This window comes from Arthrobacter agilis, assembly GCF_002953615.1.
In the GTDB taxonomy this organism is placed as follows: Bacteria; Actinomycetota; Actinomycetes; order Actinomycetales; family Micrococcaceae; genus Arthrobacter_D; species Arthrobacter_D agilis_B.
This window is the reverse complement of the sequence record NZ_CP024915.1, coordinates 1530867-1533357: the sequence shown is the minus strand read 5'-3', so window position 1 is coordinate 1533357 and position 2491 is coordinate 1530867. Positions and strand designations below refer to the sequence as shown.

The 2491-nt window shown below is 70.6% G+C and carries 2 protein-coding genes; both read left to right on the top strand.

Annotation, left to right across the window (positions count from 1 at the left end; all coding sequences use genetic code 11):
• Positions 1-55: 55 nt before the first annotated feature.
• Positions 56-1384 (top strand): homoserine dehydrogenase, encoded by a 1329-nt coding sequence (locus CVO76_RS07390; protein ID WP_208741511.1) that lies wholly within the window; start codon positions 56-58, stop codon positions 1382-1384.
• Positions 1385-2488 carry a threonine synthase gene (gene thrC / locus CVO76_RS07385; protein WP_133080856.1) on the top strand — a complete coding sequence of 368 codons (1104 nt, stop codon included), beginning with the start codon at positions 1385-1387 and terminating at the stop codon, positions 2486-2488.
• Positions 2489-2491 lie beyond the last annotated feature (3 nt).

Below are 2491 nucleotides of genomic sequence, written 5' to 3'. Positions count from 1 at the left end.
ACGTCCAGCGCGAACCCGCCGTACCCGTCCCGGATCCAGGAGCTTCACACACCGCATGAATGCACCAGCAACGACCCCCGCACCCCTGCGCGTAGCCCTGCTGGGCTGCGGCAACGTCGGCTCCCAGGTGGCCCGCATCCTCCTCGAGAACGCGGAGGACCTCGGCCGCCGCGCGGGCGCGCCCCTCGAACTCGTCGGCGTCGCCGTCCGCACCCTGGACGCGCGCCGCGACGTCGAGCTCCCGGAGGGACTCCTCACGACGGACGCGGAGTCGCTCGTCGAGGACGCCGACATCGTGATCGAGCTCATGGGCGGCATCGAGCCGGCCAAGTCCCTCATCCTCCGGGCGATCCGGCACGGGGCCACCGTCGTCAGCGGCAACAAGGCCCTCCTCGCGCAGGACGGGCCGGAGCTCTACGAGCAGGCAGACGCCGCCGGGGTGCAGCTGTCCTACGAGGCGGCCGTCGCCGGAGCGGTGCCCATCCTCCGGCCCATCCGCGACAGCCTGTCGGGGGACCGCATCACGCGCGTGCTCGGCATCGTCAACGGCACCACGAACTACATCCTCGACCAGATGGACTCCACCGGGGCATCCTTCGCGGACGCACTGAAGGCCGCCCAGGACCTCGGCTACGCCGAGGCCGATCCCACCGCCGACGTCGAGGGCCATGATGCCGCCGCGAAGGCCGCGATCCTCGCCTCCCTGTCCTTCCACACGCGCTTCGCCCTCGAGAACGTCCACTGCGAGGGCATCACGACCGTCACTGCCGACGACATCGCCGCCGCGACCGAGGACGGCTACGTGATCAAGCTGCTGGCCATCGCGGAGATGCTCACGGACGACGCCGGCGCAGCCGGGGTCGGCGTGCGCGTCCACCCGACCCTCCTGCCGCGGTCGCACCCGCTCGCAGCGGTCCGCGGCGCCTTCAATGCCGTCTTCGTCGAGGCGGAGAACGCCGGCGAACTCATGTTCTACGGTCAGGGAGCCGGTGGTACCCCGACGGCGTCGGCCGTGCTCGGCGACGTCATCAGCGCCGCGCGCCGCATGGTGCTCGGCGGTCCCGGCCGCACCGAGACCACCACCGGCCACGTCCCGCCGCTGAGCATCGACACCGTCCGGACGAGCTACTGCATCGGCTTGCAGGTCGCCGACCAGCCCGGGGTCCTGGCGCGCATCGCGCAGATCTTCGCCGAGAACGGCGTCTCCATCGAGACGATGCGCCAGCGCATCCACCAGGGCGGTGCCGACGGCGGCACCACCGCCGAACTGAGGATCGTCACCCACCGTGCCCCCGAGGCGTCGCTCGCGGCGACCGTCAAGCAGGTCGCGGCGCTCGACGTCATCACCGCCGTCTCATCCGTGCTCCGAGTAGAGGGAATCTAAGTGGCCCACCAGTGGCGCGGAGTCATCCGCGAATACGCCGAACGACTGCCCGTGACGGATGCGACCGAGGTCATCACCCTCGGTGAGGGCGGAACGCCCCTCGTGCACGCACGGCACCTGTCCGAGCTGACGGGCTCCACCGTCTACCTGAAGGTCGAGGGCATGAATCCCACCGGGTCCTTCAAGGACCGGGGCATGACGATGGCCATGACCGCCGCCGTCGCGGCCGGCGCGAAGGCCGTGGTGTGCGCATCGACGGGCAACACCTCCGCATCGGCCGCCGCGTACGCCACGCAGGCGGGCATCACGTGCGCCGTGCTCGTACCGGACGGCAAGATCTCCATGGGCAAGCTCAGCCAGGCCATCGCCCACGGCGCCCAGCTCCTGCAGGTCAACGGCAATTTCGACAACTGCCTCGACGTCGCGCGGAAGCTCGCGGAGGCCTATCCCGTCTTCTTGGTGAACTCCGTGAACCCGGCGCGGCTCGAGGGGCAGAAGACCGCGGCCTTCGAGGTCGTCGACACGCTGGGCGACGCCCCGGACTACCACCTGATGCCCGTCGGCAACGCCGGTAACATCAGCGCGTACTGGAAGGGCTACAAGGAGTACGCGGCGCCCTACGCCTCCATGCACCATGGTGAGCTGCCCGCCGTCGCCACCCGGACGCCGATCATGTGGGGTTTCCAGGCGGAGGGCGCGTCGCCGCTGGTCAAGGGCCACCCGATCACGGAACCCGACACCATCGCCACCGCCATCCGGATCGGCAACCCCGCGTCGTGGGACTTCGCCGTCGCCGCCCGCGACGAGTCCGGCGGACTCATCGAGGCCGTGACCGACGAGGAGATCCTCGACGCGCACCGCTGGCTGTCCTCCCGCGAGGGCGTGTTCGTGGAGCCCGCATCCGCCGCAGGCGTCGCCGGGCTGATCAAGAAGCACGCCGAAGGGCTCGTGCCGTCGGGCAAGACGATCGTCATCACGGTCACCGGCCACGGCCTGAAGGACCCGCAGTGGGCGCTGCGCACGGCGGACGGCGCCGACGTGGAGCCCACGAAGGTGGAGTTCGACGTCGTCAGCGTCGCCGCCGCGCTCGGGCTCGAGGACTGACAT

Excerpts from the sequence above, each read along its gene's own strand:
- CVO76_RS07390 (WP_208741511.1), top strand. The coding sequence starts at position 56 with ATGAATGCACCAGCAACGACCCCCGCACCCCTGCGCGTAGCCCTGCTG.